The following is a 21139-nucleotide window of genomic DNA, read 5'->3' as shown; positions in this document are numbered from 1 at the left end:
AAAGAAAAAAGAAATCTACACCGTCAGCACTGAGCTGCTATTTAAAAAGCGCTGCTGCAACTGACGCGCCTGTAAAAGCAAAACATCATCCTGATGCGGTTTACCAATCAACTGCAAACCCATGGGCAGTTTCTGGAAATAACCCAAAGGCAAGGACACCACGGGCAAGCCCAATAACTGCCAGGCACGACTCATGAATGGCGCCCCCGTTCCTTCGGTTTTATAAGGCGCAACACCGGCTGCCGCAGGCGCCAGAATGAAATCCGCCCCACTATCTGCAAGCCACTGCAACACTGCCTGTTTGAGCGTGTCCGCTCTTTGCAAGGCAGCAATGTACTCCATGTAGGGAAAAGCCAGACCCGTGCTCATCAAGGACTGCATATGGGCACTCAAGGTTTTATGCTGCTGTTGCTCGTACACCAGATTCCGGGCCACTTCATAAGCCATGATCTGGGCATGCAAGGCCGTCAACTCAACGACGGCATCCTGCAAGGGGAAATCAACCAACGTATGTCCCTGTTCCGACAAATCCTTCTGGCACGCCTGCAAGGTCTCCAGCATCTTGTCCTGAACTTCGCCCAATGCTTGCCCAGAGAAAACACCGAACACACAAGCCGCCTGTGCTCCCGGCGTGCTCAAACTCAAGGGTTTGTGCAGCAGGATGTTGCGCAGCAAGAGCGTGTCGAGCACATCGTTGCTGAGTATGCCCAAAGAATCCAGCGACTGCGCCAGCGGTTGAATATTACGCAAGGAAAACTCGTTCTTGCTACCTACATAGCCAATGCAACCGCAGTAGGATGCGGGCCGTATGACCGATGCCGCCGTCTGTGTGCCGAAGGCTACCGGCACCATGAAATCGGCCACGGCAGCAGCAGAGCCGCTGGAGGAGCCGCCGGGTGTACGTTCAGCATCATGCGGGTTATTCGTCTTGCCAGCCTGAAAGTAAGCAAACTCGGTTGTGACCGTCTTGCCCATCAAAATGCCGCCTGCCGCTTTCATCGCGGTCACGCAGGAAGCATCCATATCCGGAATCCGATCCTGGTGAATGGCTGAGCCCATTGTGGTGGGAATACCGGCCGTATCAATTACGTCCTTGACCGCAAAGGGCAGGCCCATCAAGGGCGAGGCCTTGTAAAAATCGCTGCGGCTTTCGTACTCGGCCAGATAGTCGTCTTGATCAATCAGATACTGCCAGGCACCAATCTTGTCATCGCGTGTGGCAATGCGCTCGTAGAAGGAAGCCACGATCTCCGGCAGACTGGCTTCGCCCGTATGCAGAGCGTGCAGCAATTGATGCAAAGGCAGCTTAAACCACTGTCGTTTCATGCTGCCACTCCTTGAGAGCTTGAAATAAAGAGGCATCCACCGTCGCCACTCCACCGCCAATACGACCGCGCTCTCCGGCACCGTCGATCATGCCCAGCAACACCAAAGGCCCGGTATTGCTGGCAATCACTTGCGCAAAATCACTGATGCCATTGCGCCCGGCCAGAAAGGGCAAGCGGGTTTTCAGAAACAGGCTTTGACGAGTCAGGTAGTTCGAGGGCAAAAAGGCATGCAAATTCTTCGCACTAATCCCGGCCAGATCCAGACACTGACCACCCAGCCCTACAAAATCCACCACCGCACTATCGCCCAAGGCTCCCAGCGCGTTTGCCTGTTCATTGCCGGGTTCTTTATTGCCAGCAATAACAGGGGCATCCGTAACCAACCAAGTTGTCGAACTGGCCAATTGCAGACCAAAGCGCAAGCCATTGCCGCCGACTTTAACGATGGCATCCGCGCCATCAGCGGGCGTCTGGTTTGCCAGAATCAAGGCACTGGCGGCCATCCAGTAATTCAAGGCCCAGGCCATCGCACCGTACAGAAAGCTCTGGCTGGCTTGGTCATTAATGCCCCAGGAGACAATAATGTCGGCCAGTTGCCTGGAGCCATGCATGGTACGAGCATGGCCATCATCACCATTGAGCAAGGAAGCCTGGACGATGGAGGCCAGATCTACCGGCCCCTGAAACTGTGCAGCCAGCCGTGCGCCCAAATCCTGATGCAGCCAACGCAGATGCGGCACCATTTCATCAGCAAAAATACCCAGGCGGGTGCACCACTGCATGCCTTCATTCAGCACCGAGTATTTCTTGTTTTCGGGCTGATTGCTGTCGCTGACCTCAATCAAATACATGGACGGCGTGACGACTCCGGCCAATGGCACCACCACGCCGTAATCCTGCGCGGGAGCCAGTTGCACGCCCCCTGCGTCCAGCAAGGCTTGCGCCTCTTGTTTGCTGGCCGCCCAGCCCTCATACAGAATGCCGATCAAAACCGAATTCCGGATTGCGGCAGGCAGCTCCTGCGCATCCCGAAACGGTGGCCCGGCATGCAGGACCAGGCGGCTTTGCGAGGGCAAAATGGATTGCAGGGGACGGACTCCCGTCCAGGCTGGCATCACGGCCTGCGTCTCTACATGCTGAGCCATATCGTCTCCTTACGCTACGCGCACCCAGGTTTCACTATTCGCCAGGCTGGCGGACTGCGCACGCGAGCCGTTAAAGTCTCGCTCTATGGTGTTGCCTGGCAAGGCCTTGCCATTGATCAGCACTCTGGCTTGCTGCGCCGGATGGAATACACACATCATTTCGTGCTTCTGGGTTTGGGTCTGGCTTTGCGGCAGGTCCACACAAATCGCGGGCTGCGTCATTTGATGCCATTGCAATTCCACCGTCAGACCTGCACTGGCGGAGGAGACAGACTCGCTGACCAGCTCAGGGAAACGGTTCACCGTCTGGAAAACGCCGTCACCCAAGACCTGCAACTTATCCAGCGCCACCGCCTTGCGAAACAAGCCAAAATGGCGCACAAAATCCCGTACCAGATACTCGGCCAAAGGCTGGTTGTCTGTAATCAGCAAACGTGCGTCGCTGTCCTGCCCGTCCTCGTAGGGCTTGTCCAATACCAGAATGGCCTGGCCGCTGCCATACGCCGAGCTGGCAATGCGAAAGTACAGGGACAAGGACGACCAGTCCTGCTCAGGGTCGGTCTTCAAGTAAATAAAAGGGTTGTCACCCGTCCAATCCAAGGTGCCGGTTTTAATTCCCGTCATGCTCAAGTCTCCGTGTTCAATGTATTCGTTATGGGAGCCTGGGCGTTTCACGCCAGGTCTTTTTCCACCGCGTATTCCTGGCGCAGTTGCTGAAAATCCGTGCTCGGCTGCCAGCCCAGAATTTCCTTGGCCGCATGGCTGCTGAAAATAGAGGCACGGGGATTGTTCTGATACCAGCGCGGGTTCTTGATTTCAGGCACAGGGCCAATAATCTGCTGATACCAGTCTGTGGTTGCCAGAGGGTGGGAGCTATCGTCTGCGCTGATGAAAAACACGCCGTAGCGCAAACCTTGCAGATTCACGGCGGCCTCAAAAGCACGCGCCAGATCCGCAGCCCAGATGTAATAAAACAGCCAGTTGCGCTGCGGGCTGTCAACGAACTGGATGTACTCGGCAATGGTTTCCGGCAGCACCACGGCCAGCGGACGCAGGCAGATCACTTCCATATCGCTGGCATCGCTAAAGCTTTTTGCCATCTGCTCCATGACAATCTTGCTGACGCTATAGGCCTGATAAGGCTTGTTTTCATGGGCCTCGTCTACCGGCAGATACTGAGGTTTCCAATCGGCGCGCATCTCCGACAGACCGCAGGCTGAAATACTGGAACACAGCACCACTTTCTTGACGCCGTTTTCACGACAGGCTTGCAGCACATGCCAGGTGCCGCGCACATTCACGTTGATGTACTGCTCCTCAGCAGCCTTCCAGTCGAAATCAATCGCTGCCAGGTGAATCACGGCATCGGCATCTTTGGTGGCCGCACGCACGGCCTCCAGATCCATCACATCCGTTTGAATAAAAGAAACCTGATGCTGGCTGGGTTTCAGATCCGCCACGACCACATCCATGGTCTGCATCAATTGCTGTACGACGTACGAGCCCACACGACCCGAGCCACCTGTAACCACCACTTTCTTCATGGTGTTTCTCCTGTTTATTGTTATAGATCCAAAACCAATTCGGCCGACAAGGCGCGCGAAACGCAGATCATCATGGTTTCATTCAGCCGCCGTTCTTCTGGCGACAACACAAAATCCCGATGCTCCGGCAAGCCGGAAATCACTACGGTCTCGCAGGTACCGCAGGTGCCGTTCTGGCATGAGCACTTGACCCGTATGCCTTCCCGTTTCAAGGCGGCCAGAATCGTTTCATCCCCCGCTACCGCGATGCTTTTGCCCGACTTCTTCAAGGTCACGGTAAAGCCCTTGCCTTGCAACATGGCCGGATCGGTCTCTACCGAGAAGCGCTCCAGCACCAGTTGCCAGCTAATATCGGCCTGTTCCTGTTGATAGTTTTCCAAGGCGGTCAGCAAAGGCTGCGGACCGCAGGAATAAACGACGGTTTGCGCATCCAGCGCTTGCAATGCGCCTTGCAGATCAAACAGACCGTCCTGATTGGAGGCATGCGTGGTGATACGCGCGCCATCCACTTCTTGCAGCTCTTGCAGAAAAATAAAATCCGCTGCGTTTCTTGCCAGATACAGCAAGTGCCAGTCCAGACCCGCTGCCGCAGCGGCCTGGACCATGGGCACGATAGGCGTGATGCCTATGCCCCCGGCAATAAAGAAGCACTTCTTGTTTGCAGCAAAGGGAAAGTGATTTTTCGGAATGCTGACGGCCAGTGCATCACCTTCCTGCAATACCTCATGGATATACGCAGAGCCGCCCCGCCCGGCATCCTCTTTCAGAACGGCAATTTGCCATTCGCGGGTATTGGCCTGTTGGCCACACAGCGAATACTGACGGTAAAGCGGCTCGGTCTGCGACACCGCCAGTTCCAGCTCAATGTGCGCCCCTGGCTCCCAGACGGGAAACGCGCCCCCGTTTTGCAAACCCAGAGTCAGACCCACAACGCGCTCTGACAACCTGGTTTTCTTCAGCACGCGTGTTTGCAAAGTTTGCTGCATGATGCTGCTCCTGCTCCCTTAGGCAATCGCTCGGATCGGCAATACCCGGCTTTGCTCGTCCGCACGGCGCTCTTCGGCGCGGTACAGATCAATCAGCCAGTTTTGCAAACGCTTGATGACCAGCTCTTCATTGGTCAAGCGGCCACGGGAGGCAAAGTTCGATTGCATGCCCTGATGCGAACGACGCCAGGCAAACAAATCCTCGATCATCACGGGGTACAAATCATCGTGTTCCTGATCGAACTTCTCTTTGTGATCCTCGCGCTCCAGTGTTTCTTGCGGATACATCCAGGACACGCCGTAGGTCGATTGCTTGGCGCTTTTGGGTAGCCACATGAAGTACTTCACCTTATCGGGCATGGCCACCAGCAAGAGGTTAGGAGCCACCGTCACGTAAGAAAGCTGGGTCCGCTCCTGATCGGTCAGACCATCCATGGGCGGCTGCAAGATGGAACCGGTATGCGTCGGCGCGGCGTCCTTGTGGGTGGAGAGCAGGTTGTAGGACACAATGCCATTGGCTACGTCATTAAAGACAGCAGTTTCATCGACACGATCCGGATTGGTTTCGTACATGCCGCCCCAGGACGAAGCATGCAGGAAGCTGCAGTGGTAGCACTCGTCATTGAAGATCTTCCAATTCCAGTCGAAGCTCTCCATCTTCAGAGGCTCCGAGGACTTCAACTCGGACATGCGGTAGTTCGCCAGTTGCTTACCCAAATTGCCCAGGCGGGTATGCAAGGCAGGCGCCATGGCGTCGTAGTTGATGAAGATGAAGCCTTCCCAAACCTCGGCACGGATTTTGGGCAGACAGACGCTCTTGGGGTCAAAGCTGGCGCCGCTATCAGTCAGACCAGGGGCGGAAACCAATTCACCTTCCATGTTGTAGACCCAGGCGTGCAAAGGGCAACTGATACGGCGCACATTCCCTGCTCCTTCCAACAACAGCATATTGCGGTGACGACAGACGTTGGATAGCACATTGATGCCACCTTCACGAGTGCGGATAGCGAACAGCGCATCATTACCTACGTCAAAGGTGAAAAAGTCACCGGCATTGGGAATGTCAGTCGCACGGCCCACACAGAACCACTGTTTTTTCCAGACGGCATTCAGTTCGAACTGAAAAAACTCTTCCGAGTTGAAACACTCGGGGGGCAAGGCGAAAACCTCATCGGTTTCCTGCTGAAAGTAGCTGCGGTCAAATTCTTCAATCGCAATGGGCGAGCGTAGAGCGGTAGTCATCTCAATATCTCCTCTGGTTTGCATGAGCACCATGAATGGCTTTTATTAGGTCAGGCCAATCATGCGACAGGGAGCGACCCTTGAAAATTGAGCAAATTTGACGGAACGATGAGTTTTTTTTGTTGTTGAATCGGGATGAAGGGAAAGCGGTGGATCGCAAACACTGCAAAATGAAGCCGTTCTCGACGACGTAAAGCCCGATTGGGGACTGTGTGTCAGCTATTTGGGGCCAGGTATGAGCGGTGTGAGAACTAGGCGGTGCTTGATAAAGCCTCCAGTCACGCTCGTCAGATCGGGGCTCCAAAACCTGATCGATGAAAAATGAGCAATGAACGATGTGGGATGTGCGATGTGCGATGTGCGATGTGCATCCAGCCTGGTTCGGGAAGGCCGATACATAAAAAAACCTGCATATTTGCAGGTTTTTTAAAGACGCAGGCACAGCGACACGGTCAGCAAAGAACAAAGAAAGTCCGGTCACCGAACGCAGTATAGGGGCGTCGCCAATCAACTACCGCCTAGCGAATTGCAATCGACGCGACCCAATCCACAAACTCCTGCTCCTGTCGGCTAAGGTTCGCCTCCTTGGGGTAGGCCAGGAAATAGGCGTACTCTTCCAGGCAAACATCGAAAAGCTGGACGATCTCTTTCTTGTCGATCAAAGGTTGCAGCAAGGCCGGACAGCCCAGCATCACCCCTTGGCCGTTCAAGACGGCATTCATGCGTACATTGGTGTCATCAATGTGAAAGCTCTTCTTGGCCGTCAGCTCCTGCCCCGCCGCCTTGCGTAACCACTGCTCCCAACAAAGCTGATTTTCTTCGTGAATCAGCACATGCTGGTTCAGATCCGCCGGAAATGTGATCTGGCCATGCGCTTGCAAATAAGACGGCGCACACACAGGCGTCAAATTGCCGGGAATGATGCGCAAGGTCTGCAACTGCGGCCAGTCGCCCTGCTTGCCCCAGACAATTGCAAAATTGATGTTGTCCCTGAAAAAGTCCGGTGCCTGCAACCTGTGCAGCAAGTTGATTTCAATGTCCGGATGCTTCAACCAGAAATCCCCCAGTTGCCCGGTAAACCACATGCTGGACACAAAGGGCCGCAGGGACAGATTGATGCGGCTCTTGCCGTGCGGCATGCGCAATTCACTCAAGGCCTGATTGATCTCGTAAAAAGGCCGCTGCAAACGGTCGAACAAAAACTGGCCCTGATCCGTCAACTCCAGGGAACGGTTTTTACGCAGAAACAGCTTGCAGCCCAGATACTCCTCCAGCACCTTGATCTGGTGACTGACTGCCGAAGGAGAGACCAGCAGGTCTTCTGCCGCCTTGGTAAAGTTCAACCTTTGCGCGGATACCGTAAAGGTTCTTAAGGCATTCAGTAATGGCACCTGCATAACGGGCTATGTCTCCTGATGTGGCTAGCTTTGTTCTGAAATTATTTATTATCGGAGCATAAGCCTTGCCGTCTTCAAAAACCAGTCGGCTGAACACGGGGTCCCTCAAGCGCGCATAAAAAAACCGGCCTGGGCCGGTTTTTGAAAATACAAATAGACTTACTCGTTCGCATCGGTTTTGCGCCGTACCGGAACCAGAACATTGCGTGCTTGCTCGCGTGCCGACTTGGAAGCATCAAACAATTTCCAGGCTCCCAGAGCCAAGGCTCCGATACGCAGCCAGCGCCCGCCAAAGCTACTGAGCACCGCCGAGGCACCAGATAACAGAAACGGATAACGGCGTGACAAGGACAATGCACTGGCCACCACACCGCCCATGCTCAAACCCGACGGCTTGACGCTGTTCCACAAGTTGCCGGGGCTTAAATCTTCCCCCAGGGAATGGATCTGGGACGACATGGCCTGCCGCTCCAAGGAGGCGCGGACTCGCAACAGTTCAATACGCACCGCCCGCTCCTGGGCGGACATGCTCTCTTGCTTCGTGCTCATTTCCCGTCTCCCTCGGAATCCCTCAAGCGCTCAATAAACGCGACATCGCGACGCAGCTCGGACAAGGTCGCTGAAAAAGGAATTGGACCTGTCGTCAGACGACGACGTACGGCCAGGAAAAGCCCCACTCCCAAACCGGCATACAAAACGACCAGTCCCCCCAAGGCCCAGTAACGATACTCCGTAGGCCAGAAGTACAAGGCCAGCAACAAGCTAAACACCAGCACCGCCAGAGTGGAGAACAGCAGTGCGCCAAACACCATAGTGAAAATAGTGATCAGGCTCGCCTTTTGCTGGCCGGCCTCCAGAGCAAACAGCTCCAGCCGAGTACTGACAGCTCCTATCAAGGTAGAACCAAGCTGACTGATAGTTTGCCTAAGCGCCATGATTTATCCCTGCTCTGCGACATCTTGTCCTTACCTGCAAGGACAAGAGCCTGGTTTCTAAAAGGCTGCCGATCTGGACGGCAAAGTCCAGATCGGCAGGGTCGCTTTTTATGCTGCTGCAGCCCTACGAAAGGCCTGCAGCGCAGAGCACAAACAGATTAACGACGACTGATCAGCATGCCGAACATCAGGCCCACAATACCGGCCACGCCAATAGCTTGCCAGGGCTTGTCGTGGACATAATTGTCGGTTGCTTTGGCTGCACGCAGGCTGTGATCAACCACCGCTTCCTGGGCATCGTGCAAGGAATCCCGGGTCAGACGCAATGAGCGCAAGGCTTTTTCCCGCAATTCACCGGCTTTGTCGCCCGTGGCTTCGGCTGCTTCACGCATCAGTTGTTCTGCTTCATCCAAGCTCGCTTTCACTTCCTCGATGAATTTGTCTCCGCTGTTTTCCAGACTTTTCTTGGTAGCCATAAATAACTCCTTGCCGTTGAAAGGGACACGCGACAAATACGTATCGCCAAGTGAATGGCGCCATAGCAGCGCCGCACAAAATTCTTTAACCCGCACTTTTCAGGATAAAGATACTCGGTGAACCTGTGAGATATTCATCACAAGCTTACTTCAGTTGGGTTACCTCTACCGTAGACGGTACACCGTTCTGAATACTTTCTTGCTTCATGACCATCTGCACCTCCGGACAATACCAATCGGTAACCTGTGAATTGATTCCCGGAATAGGCAGGCTGATGCCACTGAAACTGGCCTGGGTAGGCTCAATCTCGCGTTGATAGCGAATAGGCCAGCACTGGTAATTGCCCAATGCAGTCTGTATGGATTGTTGGGAGCCGACCGTCTTGGCACCAGTATGAATGCGCAGAACATTGGCCTGGCTACGCTTGTCCAGATTGATCTGATAGCTCTGACGGGGGAAAGTCTGTCCGTCTTGCAGACCACCATGTTCGTAAGAGAACAGCCCCAGCAAACGCAGGTCAAACGAGCCTGGAACGGCTTGCAGACCACCCCGGCCGTCATCACGTTGGAAACGGGTGCGACCATCGCGCACGGTCATGACATAGTCAATATTAGGCTTGCTGGCAGGCAAACCCGCCAAGGCCACGCTGGCCTTGCCCTGTACGCGAGCCTGGCACTGATCGCCGCCCTGCTTTTTCACATCAGAAAACGCCAGATCAGCGCCCAAGGCCAGAAAACCCGAGCCAGTCAGCTGCACCTGCCCGCCGTCACGCATAAAGGGGACGTCACACAAGCCGGCCTGGGCCGAACCCAGGCCCAAGGTAAGCAACAGAGGAGCAGCCATCCAAGCATTCAGTTTCATATGCATTCTGGATTCAGTGAAACGTAGACTTAACGCTTTATTATGCCTATCCCCCCTGCCTTGCTGGCAAGGGATTGTAAAAAAGCACAACAAGTTCCGGAATTACACCTCGCCGTCCTGAACCTTCTGACGCGTACCAAAAATACGGTCGCCCGCATCGCCCAGGCCCGGCACGATATAACCGTGTTCGTCCAAATGCTGATCAATGGACGCAGTATAGATATGCACGTCAGGATGGTGTTTTTCAAGAGTGGCGATGCCTTCAGGGGCCGCCACCAGCACCAGGGCACGAATATTCTTGCAACCCGCTTTTTTCAGCAGATCGATCGTGGCAACCATGGAGCCGCCGGTGGCCAACATGGGGTCGATAATCAGGGCCAGGCGCTGGTCCAGCTCACCGACCAACCGTTCCAGATAGGTCTGGGCCTCAAAGGTTTCTTCATTTCGGGCAATACCGATCACGCTGACCTTGGCGCCGGGAATCAAGCTCAACACCCCGTCCAACATGCCAATACCGGCGCGCAAGATGGGAACAACCGTCACTTTCTTACCAGCCAGCTTTTCCACTTCCACATTGCCACACCAGCCTTCAATGGTGGTGGGTTCCAAGGGCAAATCCTTGCAAGCCTCGTAGGTCAGCAAAGAAGCAATTTCCTGGGACATTTCGCGGAAATTTTTTGTGCTCAGATCTGCCTTGCGCATCAAACCCAGTTTATGGCGGATCAAAGGGTGGCGTATTTCGTGTATGGGCATGATTGCTTCATCAAATTAGGGACTAACTAAAAACGGGGCTGCTGCACAGCAGCCCGCACTATCGTGATCGTTAACGCACTGCCAACCACTTCACCACCGAGTCAAAAAAGGGCCGGGCAGCGGCAGAACGTTCGTCATTGACCATCATGACAACAATATACCGCTTTCCGCTGGCTCCCAGCACGTAACCGGCCAGCGCACGACTATCGCGCAGTGTGCCGGTTTTCAGGTGAGCACGGCCCTGAACCTCGTCATCGCGCAAGCGCGAACGCACCGTGCCATCCACACCGGAAATCGCGAAGGAGGAAATGTACTCGGGCATCCAGTTCGAGCGCCAGGCAACCTTCAGCATGTCGGCCATCCCGCCCGCCGTAACGCGTCCATTACGCGACAGACCGGAGCCATTGTCTACCGTCCAGCCAGCCGTGTTGACACCCTGACGGCCTAATACTCCCATGACTGCCCGTTCACCACTGGCGACGGTCGCACCCGGACCGCTCATCTCAGCGCCCACGGTCAGCAAAATGGTCCGAGCCATCACGTTATTGCTTTGCTTATTAACAAGGCGAATCAAATCAGACAATGACCGCGAATCATGCCAGGTAATCGCCTGGGCACGGGCAGGCACGCGGCCTGTCTTGATATCGCGGGCCAAGGTGCCGCCCAGATCGCGCCACAGGCTACGAAACAGTTTGTCGAAAAATTCGGTTTGGGAATGCACCAGTCGGTACACGCTGAACTCACCGCAAGAAGCAGCGGCCTTGCCACTGACACGCACCACCATGCCACCGGCTTCAGGCTGAATCTGGGTTCCAACTACAGGTGAACCAGGGCAGGTGGCCGTCGACCACTCGACTTCACCCTGAACGCGCACACCCGGCAGGGGCGGGTCAATAATCGCAATCCATTTGCGCGCCTGGGTATCGGGTTGGAACACCAGGCGGGACGCACCCAGCCCTACCATCATGGCGTCCGGGCTGGCGTTATAGGGACGGTCACCCGCATTATCGAAGTCGCCCGGATTAATGGTGACGTTACCGAAAATGGAACGATCCACAATAACGTCGGTCAGATTCTTCACCCCACGCAAGCGGAGCTCGCGCAACATGTCCCACAACTGCGGCACGGTCAAAAACGGATCGCCCCCGGCCTTGATATACAAAGGCCCTTTCAGCGTGCCTTGCTCGTCCACTTGCAGGCCATCCTGGGCCATCAAGGTCGTGCGCCACGTGTATTCTGGCCCCAGAGCGGACAGACCAGCCCAGGTGCTGACCAGTTTCATCACCGAGGCAGGGTTACGCGGCTCTTGGGCGTTGACGCCAATCAGACGCGGGCCATCAGCCTCGTCCACCACGATGGACAGGGACGATTGTGGCAAACGGCTGGCATTCCAGACCGAAGCCAGCTCGGGCGGCAAGGCCTGGGCCAGGGCTAGCGATGCGCCTTGCACCATGAGCAAGGTGGCCAAAGCCACATGCTTGCAACGACTCAAAACAGGCTTTGCCTTTAAAACGCCCATGCCCTCGTCTCCAACAGATCAATTCAGGAAAGATCCAAGCATACCGAAAGAAAAACACCACGGATATGGCCGTTTCAGCAATCTGGCGGCAAAGCGTTAAAATAGTTGGTTACCCCACCAGGCCCGGTCTTTTGGCCCACGGCCCTTTACGACAAACCATGAGCATCGACCCCTCTTTAACTATCGCCCAGTTCGACTACGAGCTTCCCCCTGATCTGATCGCTCAAAGCCCGCCGGCCCAGCGCCAGGGCAGCCGTTTGCTGCATCTGGACAGTGCCAGCCAATTGCATGACCGCCAATTCACCGACCTGCCCAGCCTGCTGCGCAAGGGTGACCTGCTGGTCTTTAACGACACGCGCGTCATCAAGGCCCGCCTGCACGGCCAAAAAAGCAGCGGCGGCAAGGTGGAAGTGCTGATCGAGCGCGTGACCGGCCCTGATACGGCCCTGGCCCATGTCCGCGCCAGCAAATCCCCCAAACCCGGCACCTTGCTGGAACTGGCCGAAGGCCGCGTACTGGCCGACTGCACCGGACGGGAAGACGCCTTGTTTGCCCTGCGCTTTCACGAGCCTGTGCTGGACATGCTGGAGCAGTACGGCGCAACACCTCTGCCGCCCTACATTACCCACGCGGCCGATGAACAGGACGACTCGCGCTACCAGACTGTCTACGCCCGTCACCCCGGTGCCGTAGCCGCCCCCACAGCAGGCCTGCACTTTACCGACGACATGCTGGCCACCTTGCGCGAGCAAGGCGTGGACCAGGCCTTTGTGACCTTGCACGTGGGTGCAGGCACGTTCCAGCCTGTGCGCGTGGACAATATCAGCGAGCACGTCATGCACGCCGAACGCTACCACGTCCCCGCCGCTACCCTGACCAAGATTGAAGCCACCCGCGCTGCTGGTGGCCGCGTCATTGCCGTGGGCACCACCAGCGTGCGTTCGCTGGAATCTGCCGCCAGCAAAGAGCCCGGCATGAACCAGCGCTGCGCCGATGGCAGCATTGAAGGCGACACGCGTCTCTTTATTACCCCCGGCTTCCAGTACCAGTGGGTAGATGCGCTGATCACCAACTTTCATTTGCCCCAGTCCACCTTGCTGATGCTGGTATCGGCTCTGGCGGGGATCGAACCCATACAACGTGCCTACCAGCACGCCGTCCAATCCCGGTATCGCTTCTTTAGTTACGGCGATGCTATGTTCATTGAGCCCCCTACCCCATGAGTGGACTGAAGTTTGACCTTTTAAGCACCGATGGCGGCGCTCGCCGTGGCCAGATCACCCTGAACCACGGTGTGGTGCAGACCCCCATCTTCATGCCGGTAGGCACGTATGGCAGCGTCAAGGCCATGATGCCGCACGAGTTGAACGAGATTGGCTCGCAGATCATTTTGGGTAACACCTTTCACCTGTGGCTGCGTCCAGGCACGGAAGTCATGGACAAGTACCAGGGCCTGCATAACTTCATGCAGTGGGACAAGCCCATCCTGACGGACTCGGGCGGTTTTCAGGTGTTCAGCCTGAAAGGCATGCGTAAAATTACCGAGGAAGGGGTGAAATTTGCCTCCCCCATCACCGGCGAGCGCCTGTTTCTGACACCTGAAGTGTCCATGCAAATCCAGTACTCCTTGAACTCCGACATTTCCATGGTGTTCGACGAGTGCACTCCCTACCTGATTGATGATCGCCCCGCTACGCATGATGAAGCGGCCAAATCCATGCGTATGTCTCTGCGCTGGGCGCGTCGTTCGCGCGAGGAATTCAAGCGTCTGACCAACCCCAATGCCCTGTTTGGTATTGTGCAAGGCGGCATGTACGAAGATTTGCGCGACGAATCCCTGGCCGGTCTGACCGACATCGGCTTTGAAGGCTACGCCATTGGTGGCCTGTCCGTAGGCGAGCCCAAAGAAGACATGATGCGCATTCTGGCGCACACCACACCCAAACTGCCCACCAACGCCCCCCGCTATCTCATGGGGGTCGGTACGCCAGAAGATCTGGTGGAAGGGGTCAGCCAGGGTGTGGACATGTTTGACTGCGTGATGCCCACCCGCAACGCCCGCAATGGCTGGCTTTTTACGCGCTACGGCGACATCAAAATTCGCAATGCCCGCTACCGTGACGACACACGCCCGCTGGACCCAAGCTGCACTTGCCATACGTGTCAGCATTTCTCACGGGGCTACTTGCATCATTTGCAGCGTTCCAATGAAATTACCGGCTCGCGTTTGAATACCTTGCACAACCTGCATTTCTATCTGCAGATCATGCAAGAGATGCGTGATGCCATTGAGCAAAAGCGTTTTGCGGCCTGGCGCGAGCAATTCCACCAGGATCGAGCACGCGGCATTGAATGACACGCGGTTTGTGATACCGCAATAAAGTGCCGCTACAATACACCGTTAGTTTTTGACAACCCACACAAAAAAATCCTCAGGAGCCCCACATGTCCGCTGTTGACATTCTGACTCTCATCCCCGCCCAGGCAGCTGCCGGCGGCGAAAATGCCTTGATGGGCATGCTGCCCATCATCTTGATGTTCGTTGTGCTGTACTTCTTGATGATTCGCCCTCAAATGAAGCGTCAGAAAGAGCACCGCAATCTGGTGTCCAACCTGGCCAAAGGCGACGAAGTCATCACCTCCGGCGGTTTGCTGGGCAAAGTCAGCAAAGTTCACGACAACTACCTGACCGTTGAAGTGGCCAACCTGACCGACAAGCCTGTTGAAGTTCTGGTCCAACGCGTGGCCGTTACGACTGTTCTGCCTAAAGGCACCATCAAGTCGCTGTAATGCCTCCGACCCCGGACCTCGGTCCGGGGTTGCCATTTCTGCACCCGTCGTAGATATCCCATGAATCGTTATCCCCTCTGGAAATATGTCATCGTCTTGGTCGCGCTGGCGATCGGCCTGATCTATACCTTGCCCAATCTGTTTGGTGAGTCTCCTGCTGTCCAGGTTTCCAGCGCCAAATCCACGGTCCGGCTTGAAACCAGCCTGATCAGCCATGTTGAAGAGCTGCTCAAGCAAAACAATATTCCTACGACGGGCTCGTATTTTGAGCAAAACGGACCCAACGCCACCGCGCGTTTCCGTTTTGAGTCCACCGATGTTCAGCTCAAAGCCAAAGATCTGATCGAGCGCGAGCTGAACAAGGACTCTACAGCGACCGCTCCCGACTACACCGTCGCTCTGAACCTGGTGTCCGCATCGCCTGCCTGGCTGACCGCATTGGGCGCGCATCCCATGCACCTGGGTCTGGACTTGCGCGGCGGCGTTCACTTTCTGCTGCAAGTCGATATGCAGGGCGCACTGCAAGCCCGCTACGACTCCATGGTGGCTGATGCCCGCAGCGTGCTGCGCGAAGCCAAAGTACCTGTCGGGACCATCGAGCGCGATGGCCAGTCCCTGCGTATGGACTTTGCCTCGGCTGAGAATCGCGACCGCGCCCAGTCCGAAATGCGCCGCGCCATGCCTGATCTGGAGTTCATTCCTGCCGGCGATAGCGGCTTGACCGCTCGTTTGACGGAAACCGCCACCATCCAGGTGCAGACCAACGCGCTGACACAAAACATCACCACCTTACACAACCGCATCAACGAGCTGGGCGTGGCCGAACCCGTTATTCAACAACAGGGTTCGGACCGCATCGTGGTTCAGTTGCCCGGGGTACAGGATGTAGCGAAAGCCAAAGAAATTCTGGGCCGTACCGCCACGCTGGAACTGCGCATGGTGGAAGACTCCCCCGCTGCCGTTGCCGCGTTGAACTCGGGCACCGTGCCCTTTGGCCTGGAGCGCTACACCGAACGTGGCGGTGCTCCTTTGCTGCTGCGCCGTCAGGTCATCCTGACCGGTGAGAACCTGCAGGACGCCCAGCCTGGCCGCGACTCGCAAACCCAGCAGCCCACCGTCAACCTGACGCTGGACAACAAGGGCTCACGTATTTTCCGCGACATTACCCGCAACAACATCAACAAACGCATGGCCATTGTGCTGTTTGAAAACGGCGTGGGTGAAGTGGTGACAGCTCCGGTTATCCGCAGCGAAATTCCTAACGGCCAGGTACAGATCAGCGGCAGCATGAATGCTCAGGAAGCCGCCGATATTTCCCTGCTGTTGCGCGCCGGTTCGCTGGCCGCCCCCATGAGCATCATTGAAGAACGCACGATTGGCCCAAGCCTGGGTGCAGACAATATTCGCCAAGGCTTTAACGCCACGCTGTACGGCTTTATTGCGATTGCCATCTTCATCATGCTGTATTACCACTTGATTGGCCTGTTCTCCACCATTGGCCTGACCTTCAACGTGCTCTTGCTGCTGGCTGTGCTGTCCATGCTGCAAGCGACCTTGACCTTGCCCGGTATTGCAGCCATTGCCTTGACACTGGGTATGGCCATTGACGCCAACGTGCTGATCAACGAGCGTATCCGCGAAGAATTACGCAATGGCGCCTCACCGCAACAAGCCATTCACCAGGGTTTTGATCGTGCCTGGGCCACTATTTTCGACTCCAACCTGACCAGTCTGATTGTGGGCGTTGCTTTGCTGGCCTTTGGCTCGGGCCCCATCCGTGGTTTTGCGGTGGTACACGTGATCGGTATTCTGACCTCCATGTTCTCTTCGGTGGTTGGGGTCCGTGCCCTGGTCAATCTCTGGTATGGCAACCGTCGTCGCCTGCAAGGGATTTCTATCGGCCAGGTCTGGAAGCCACAGGACAAGAAGTAAAGCGCCGGGGCCGGTGCAAACCGGCCAGGCCCAACTACAGGCATAAAGCATCATGGAATTTTTTCGTATTCACCGCACTATCCCGTTCATGCGCCATGCTTTGGTGCTGAACCTGATCAGTTTTCTGACGTTTATCGCAGCGGTCGTTTTCATTATCTTGCGCGGCTTTCACCTGTCCATCGAATTTACCGGTGGTACGGTCATCGAAGTGCACTATCAGCAAACTGTACAGGTTGAGGATGTGCGCCGCTCGGTTCAGTCTTTGGGCTATACCGATTTTCAGGTGCAGAACTTTGGAACGTCGCAGGACATCATGATCCGCTTGCCCGTTCTGGACGGACAAGATTCGACCCAGCAAAGCGAACAAGTGCTCCAGGCCCTGAAGCAGCAACACTCAGATGTAGAGCTGCGCCGCGTGGAGTTCGTCGGCCCTCAGGTCGGGCAGGAGTTGTTAAATAACGGCTTGATGGCCCTGGCCTTTGTGGTTGCAGGCATCTTGCTGTACCTGGGTTTTCGCTTTGAGTGGAAGCTGGCTTTGGCATGTGCCCTTGCCAACTTGCACGACGTGGTCATCATTCTGGGCTTTTTCGCGTTCTTCCAATGGGAGTTCTCACTGTCAGTGCTGGCCGGTGTTCTGGCTGTCCTGGGTTACTCGGTGAACGAATCCGTTGTGGTGATGGACCGTATCCGTGAAAACTTCCGCAAGCAGCGCAAGATGTCGGTATCGGAGATTATTGACCTGTCCATTACCCAGAACATCTCGCGTACCATCATCACCCACGGTTCTACCCAGATGATGGTGCTGTCGATTTTCTTCTTCGGTGGCCCCACGCTGCACAACTTCTCGCTGGCGCTGACCATCGGTATCTGGTTTGGTATTTACTCCTCCGTGTTCGTGGCCGCCGCTATTTCCATGTGGCTGGGCGTGAAACGTGAGGACCTGGTCAAGCCAATCAAGAAAGACGAAGGCGGCGAGGTTGTAGAAGGTTAAGTTGCTTCTTTAGTCGTTGTTCAAGACTAGCCCGACATTGTTGTGATGTCGGGCTTTTTTGTTTCTGGAACTGCTAGATTGCGGGTAATAGGGTGGCAGGCGTTTGTTTTATTGAGGGCCGGAGCAGGTCGGCTTGGCGGGTTATTCGCCCGTGCTGCGCACGGGTCCCCTTGTCAGAGGCCAGATGCGGGCGGGTCGTGAACTCGGAGCGCGGTTTGTCCCCCGGACAAACCGCAAGCGTGCTCCTCAAACAGCACGCCCCTTGCACCCCGCATCCAGCCTCCGCCCACGGCGAACAACCTGACTCGCCCGCCGACCTGCTCCGGCCCTCAATAAAACAAAAAGGGGTTTACTGCTGCCACCCTATATTCGGAATACTTCGGCACGATGGCTATATAACAAGCGATATTGCGATGGCAATATGGCGGAACTTCACTACTGTAGCGATCACGACAATGTCTACAGAGAAGCTCATTTCCATCAGGCTGATAGAACTTGCCGCAGTCATTTTCAGATCACAAGCAGCAAGGATCGGATAAGGCACGACAAGCCGACGGTGTGGGGAACGAAATGGTCGCAGACGACTTAATTAATGCGGGATGGTTTCATCCGGCCGCAACGTCAATACGCGCACACCACTTTCCGTCACAGCCACCGTGTGTTCAAACTGCGCTGACAGCAAGCCATCGCACGTACGTACGGTCCAGCCATCTTTCCCGATTTGCACCGCATGGCCGCCTTGATTCAGCATAGGTTCAATGGTGAACACCATGCCCTCTTTCAGTCTCAAGCCTGTCCGCGGTGTCCCCCAGTGCAGGACCTCGGGCGCTTCGTGCATTTCTCGCCCGATGCCATGCCCGCAGTAATCGCGCACAACGGAGTAGCCATTCTTGCGTGCGTACTGCGAGATGGCAAATCCTACATCGCCCAAAGTCGCACCGGGACGTACGGCTTGTATGCCCTTCCACATCGCCCTATAGCAGGCATCGACCAGTTTTTGCGCAGCAGGAGCAACCTGCCCCACCATGTAGGTTTTGCTGGAATCCGCAATAAAGTCGTTCTTCTCCAGGGTGATATCGAAGTTCACGATGTCTCCCTCTTTGAGCACATCCGCCGTGGACGGCATACCGTGGCACACCACCTGATTAGGCGAGGCATTCAGAACATAGGCATAACCGTAATGCCCTTTGCTGGCGGGCCGGGCTTGCAGATCTTCAACGATGTAGCTCTCGACCAGATCATTGATCTGCATGGTGCTCATGCCAATCAGATCCAACTGATCCAGGTGCGTGAACACTTGAGCCAACAAACGACCTGACTCGGCCATCAAGGCAATTTCATCCGCCGTCTTGATCATGCTGACTCCATCTGATCCAGCGGCACAGCAGGCTCACCCAAACCGGCCGCCTTCATTTCACGAGCAACAATGTCGTTAAAGCTCAAGGTCGGATTCAGTTCGCACAGCAGTCCCATACGTATCCAGAAAGCGGCCTGCGCATTGATGGAGCGACATGAAACGGTGCTCGCTTTGCGTAACTGATCGTGCAGCTCGTCATCAATATTCACGATACCCATTTCCCAACCCCTATATGATTCATATACGAATCATATATTTCACAAAAACAGGACGCAAGCAAAACCTGGCCGAGAATCCTTATCCAACTCGATGCCCTGGCAAGGCTGCTTCCAGTTATCACCAGCCAAAGGGCGGCTTGTCTGCAACAAGTCCCACCACAGGAATCCCTGCTTGCTTGTGGCTCAAGCGAAGCTGGGCGTTATAATGCTCGATTCATCATTTTCAATGGCCCGCGGGATATACACCCGTCACGGCTCCTTCTATGACCGACACCACAATCTCTCCCCCCGCCAGCGCGGACGCTGCCACCAAGCCTGCCCGCAAGCTCTTCATCCGCACCTTTGGCTGTCAGATGAACGAGTACGACTCCGAAAAAATGGCCGACATCCTGAATCAGGATCGCCCTGTGGAGTTAACCACCAACCCCGAAGAAGCAGACATCATCCTGTTCAATACCTGTTCGGTGCGCGAGAAAGCGCAAGAAAAGGTGTTCTCGGATCTGGGCCGGGTTCAGCATCTGAAAGCGCTCAACCCTGATCTGGTGATTGGTGTGGGTGGCTGTGTCGCCAGTCAGGAAGGCGACACGATTATTCGCCGTGCTCCCTACGTGGACGTGGTGTTCGGGCCACAGACCTTGCACCGCCTGCCCGAGCTGATCGTCAAGCGACGCAACAGTGGCCGCTCGCAAGTGGACATCAGCTTTCCGGAAATCGAAAAATTCGATGCGCTGCCCCCAGCACGTGTGGAGGGATACTCGGCCTTTGTGTCCATCATGGAAGGTTGCAGCAAATACTGCAGCTTCTGCGTGGTGCCCTATACTCGTGGCCCCGAGGTCTCCCGCCCCTTTGACGACGTCCTGATGGAAGTGGCCGATCTGGCCGACCAGGGTGTGCGTGAAGTCACACTGCTGGGCCAGAATGTGAACGCCTACCGTGGCCCGACCGACGTCGCGGGCGAGATTGCCGACTTTGCCATGCTGCTGGAATACGTACACGAGATCCCCGGTATCGAGCGCATTCGTTACACCACCTCGCACCCCAAGGAAATGACCTCGCGCCTGATCGCCGCGCACGGCAACCTGCCCAAACTGGTGCCCTTCCTGCACTTGCCCGTACAGGCCGGCAGCGACCGTATTCTGGCTGCAATGAAACGCGGCTACACTTCGCTGGAGTTCAAATCCATCGTGCGCCGCCTGCGCGAAGCCCGCCCAGACATTGTCTTGTCCTCGGACTTTATCGTGGGCTTTCCCGGTGAGACTGAAGAAGATTTCCAGAAAACACTGAAGCTGATTCGCGATGTGAATTTCGACCAGTCTTTCTCTTTTGTATATTCCCGTCGCCCCGGTACGCCTGCCGCTGACCTGGAAGACACCACCACCAAAGAGGAAAAGCTGGACCGCCTGCATCGCTTGCAAGCGCAAATCAACGAGCAGGCACAGGCCATCAGCCAGGCCATGATTGGCAGCGTGCAACGCATTCTGGTCGAAGGCACCTCGCGCAAAGACGACTCGGAACTGAAAGGCCGTACCGAAAACAACCGCATCATCAACTTCCCCGGCGATACTCGCCTGATCGGACAAATTGTGGATGTGCATGTGACCCAAGTACTGACCAACACCCTGCGCGGAGAAATTGTGACCCATGACCGGGTTGCAGGAGCCTAA

The 21139-nt window shown here is 55.8% G+C and carries 21 protein-coding genes; 6 read left to right on the top strand and 15 right to left on the bottom strand.

The annotated features are described in order from the left end of the window. Positions 1 to 15: 15 nt before the first annotated feature. From LNA76_RS10515 to dacB, 13 genes are all read right to left on the bottom strand, one after another. Positions 16 to 1326 (bottom strand): amidase, encoded by a 1311-nt coding sequence (locus tag LNA76_RS10515; protein WP_230019037.1) that lies wholly within the window; start codon positions 1324 to 1326, stop codon positions 16 to 18. Then, positions 1307 to 2473: an oxamate carbamoyltransferase subunit AllG family protein gene (locus LNA76_RS10510; protein WP_230019036.1), complete on the bottom strand. Its 1167-nt coding sequence runs from the start codon at positions 2471 to 2473 to the stop codon at positions 1307 to 1309. The genes LNA76_RS10515 and LNA76_RS10510 overlap by 20 nt, the downstream gene beginning before the upstream one ends. Before the next feature lie 9 nt (positions 2474 to 2482). Continuing rightward, positions 2483 to 3097, bottom strand: coding sequence for an NAD-dependent dehydratase (locus tag LNA76_RS10505; protein WP_108728757.1), 615 nt, complete (start codon positions 3095 to 3097; stop codon positions 2483 to 2485). A gap of 47 nt (positions 3098 to 3144) precedes the next feature. Next, entirely contained in the window at positions 3145 to 4017 is an 873-nt protein-coding gene (locus LNA76_RS10500) for an NAD-dependent epimerase/dehydratase family protein (RefSeq protein ID WP_035271165.1), read from the bottom strand. A gap of 20 nt (positions 4018 to 4037) precedes the next feature. Then, complete coding sequence (locus tag LNA76_RS10495; protein ID WP_108728065.1) at positions 4038 to 5003, bottom strand: PDR/VanB family oxidoreductase; 966 nt, start codon at positions 5001 to 5003, stop codon at positions 4038 to 4040. Positions 5004 to 5021: 18 nt separating this feature from the next. Then, the gene (locus LNA76_RS10490; RefSeq protein ID WP_230019035.1) at positions 5022 to 6245 is read right to left on the bottom strand and encodes an aromatic ring-hydroxylating oxygenase subunit alpha; all 1224 of its coding nucleotides are present in this window, start codon (positions 6243 to 6245) and stop codon (positions 5022 to 5024) included. A gap of 518 nt (positions 6246 to 6763) precedes the next feature. Further along, positions 6764 to 7642, bottom strand: a complete 879-nt coding sequence (locus LNA76_RS10485; RefSeq protein ID WP_094195693.1) for a LysR substrate-binding domain-containing protein — start codon at positions 7640 to 7642, stop codon at positions 6764 to 6766. Positions 7643 to 7801: 159 nt separating this feature from the next. Continuing rightward, on the bottom strand, positions 7802 to 8191 hold the full coding sequence (locus tag LNA76_RS10480; protein ID WP_094195692.1) for a hypothetical protein: 390 nt from the start codon (positions 8189 to 8191) through the stop codon (positions 7802 to 7804). Next, entirely contained in the window at positions 8188 to 8577 is a 390-nt protein-coding gene (locus tag LNA76_RS10475) for a phage holin family protein (protein WP_094195691.1), read from the bottom strand. Before LNA76_RS10475 ends, LNA76_RS10480 begins: the two co-directional genes overlap by 4 nt. A gap of 158 nt (positions 8578 to 8735) precedes the next feature. Further along, a complete protein-coding gene (locus tag LNA76_RS10470) occupies positions 8736 to 9053 on the bottom strand; it encodes a DUF883 family protein (protein ID WP_094195690.1) in 318 nt (105 codons plus the stop codon). Between the two features lie 145 nt (positions 9054 to 9198). Next, a complete protein-coding gene (locus LNA76_RS10465) occupies positions 9199 to 9915 on the bottom strand; it encodes a hypothetical protein (protein ID WP_108728758.1) in 717 nt (238 codons plus the stop codon). A 102-nt stretch (positions 9916 to 10017) separates the two neighbouring features. Continuing rightward, positions 10018 to 10668 carry a uracil phosphoribosyltransferase gene (gene upp / locus LNA76_RS10460; RefSeq protein ID WP_042483245.1) on the bottom strand — a complete coding sequence of 217 codons (651 nt, stop codon included), beginning with the start codon at positions 10666 to 10668 and terminating at the stop codon, positions 10018 to 10020. A gap of 70 nt (positions 10669 to 10738) precedes the next feature. Continuing rightward, positions 10739 to 12187: a D-alanyl-D-alanine carboxypeptidase/D-alanyl-D-alanine endopeptidase gene (gene dacB / locus LNA76_RS10455; RefSeq protein ID WP_094195688.1), complete on the bottom strand. Its 1449-nt coding sequence runs from the start codon at positions 12185 to 12187 to the stop codon at positions 10739 to 10741. 158 nt (positions 12188 to 12345) lie between these two features. Here dacB and queA point away from each other — a divergent pair, with 158 nt between their 5' ends. From queA to secF, 5 genes are all read left to right on the top strand, one after another. Beyond that, positions 12346 to 13410 carry a tRNA preQ1(34) S-adenosylmethionine ribosyltransferase-isomerase QueA gene (gene queA / locus LNA76_RS10450; protein WP_230019034.1) on the top strand — a complete coding sequence of 355 codons (1065 nt, stop codon included), beginning with the start codon at positions 12346 to 12348 and terminating at the stop codon, positions 13408 to 13410. Beyond that, positions 13407 to 14543 (top strand): tRNA guanosine(34) transglycosylase Tgt, encoded by a 1137-nt coding sequence (tgt, locus tag LNA76_RS10445; protein WP_094195686.1) that lies wholly within the window; start codon positions 13407 to 13409, stop codon positions 14541 to 14543. The genes queA and tgt overlap by 4 nt, the downstream gene beginning before the upstream one ends. A gap of 89 nt (positions 14544 to 14632) precedes the next feature. Beyond that, positions 14633 to 14977, top strand: a complete 345-nt coding sequence (gene yajC, locus LNA76_RS10440; RefSeq protein ID WP_003803689.1) for a preprotein translocase subunit YajC — start codon at positions 14633 to 14635, stop codon at positions 14975 to 14977. 60 nt (positions 14978 to 15037) lie between these two features. Next, entirely contained in the window at positions 15038 to 16909 is a 1872-nt protein-coding gene (gene secD, locus LNA76_RS10435) for a protein translocase subunit SecD (RefSeq protein ID WP_094195685.1), read from the top strand. A gap of 52 nt (positions 16910 to 16961) precedes the next feature. Beyond that, a complete protein-coding gene (gene secF, locus LNA76_RS10430; protein WP_108728069.1) occupies positions 16962 to 17900 on the top strand; it encodes a protein translocase subunit SecF in 939 nt (312 codons plus the stop codon). A gap of 589 nt (positions 17901 to 18489) precedes the next feature. Here secF and map read toward each other — a convergent pair. Both map and LNA76_RS10420 read right to left on the bottom strand, forming a co-directional pair. Continuing rightward, entirely contained in the window at positions 18490 to 19257 is a 768-nt protein-coding gene (map, locus tag LNA76_RS10425; protein WP_230019033.1) for a type I methionyl aminopeptidase, read from the bottom strand. Then, positions 19254 to 19475 (bottom strand): ParD-like family protein, encoded by a 222-nt coding sequence (locus LNA76_RS10420; protein WP_094195682.1) that lies wholly within the window; start codon positions 19473 to 19475, stop codon positions 19254 to 19256. The genes map and LNA76_RS10420 overlap by 4 nt, the downstream gene beginning before the upstream one ends. Before the next feature lie 263 nt (positions 19476 to 19738). On the opposite strand from LNA76_RS10420, the gene miaB reads away from it, so the two are divergent. Continuing rightward, positions 19739 to 21139 carry a tRNA (N6-isopentenyl adenosine(37)-C2)-methylthiotransferase MiaB gene (gene miaB / locus LNA76_RS10415; protein WP_094195681.1) on the top strand — a complete coding sequence of 467 codons (1401 nt, stop codon included), beginning with the start codon at positions 19739 to 19741 and terminating at the stop codon, positions 21137 to 21139.

It is taken from the genome of Alcaligenes sp. MMA (assembly GCF_020907215.1).
Classification (GTDB): Bacteria; Pseudomonadota; Gammaproteobacteria; order Burkholderiales; family Burkholderiaceae_B; genus Alcaligenes; species Alcaligenes aquatilis.
The sequence above is the reverse complement of the archived record's forward strand: the minus strand, read 5'-3'. Positions and strand labels throughout refer to the sequence as shown.